At 32.4% G+C, this 608-nt stretch carries 1 protein-coding gene; it reads right to left on the reverse strand.

Annotated features, from left to right (window positions below; all coding sequences use genetic code 11):
- Nucleotides 1-154: 154 nt before the first annotated feature.
- Complete coding sequence (locus L1S31_RS14855; protein WP_236465564.1) at nucleotides 155-442, reverse strand: hypothetical protein; 288 nt, start codon at nucleotides 440-442, stop codon at nucleotides 155-157.
- Nucleotides 443-608 lie beyond the last annotated feature (166 nt).

Genomic DNA, 608 nt, shown 5'->3' on the forward strand with positions numbered 1-608 from the left:
CGCCGCTTCTCGTCAGTTGCGAGCTTCGGAACTTTATATTTTCCGTTAAAGATAAAAATTCTCGCGAAACGCAAACGTGAACTTACCACAAAATTCGCAATTGCGAGAAACGGCTGTTATGCGTTCGGCTTTAATTTCTATTTGATTAATTCCATTAACTTTGAGTCATAATCAATTTGAAATTTTTAGTTACAAAGTCTAACAGTAATTCATTTATTGCAGCTCTGAGTTTTGGTCTGTCTTCATCTGAATTATTTATTACTTTTTCGGCATACTTTTTCAAATTGTCAAAATCTGACATTATAAACCAAAATGCAATACTTGACCAATTTTCAACCACTTTTTCATGTGAATACTTTCCGTTATCGGGAATTCTTTTTGCTAGAGTTGACTTTTGCAACTTTTCGCATTCATCTTTAACTTTTTCAAAATCTGTTTTCATAATCTACTATTTGTTTTTTCTATTACAGGAAACAAAGTTATAAGAAAATTTGATAGTAGGCTAATGTCATTATATAATTTATCAACAATTTCTAATTCTCAATTGTTGATTTAAGGTCTCGAATTTACGCGTTCGTGTGAAGCTGACGCATAACGTTCCGCGGCTT

Source organism: Flavobacterium wongokense (assembly GCF_021608265.1).
Classification (GTDB): domain Bacteria; phylum Bacteroidota; class Bacteroidia; order Flavobacteriales; family Flavobacteriaceae; genus Flavobacterium; species Flavobacterium wongokense.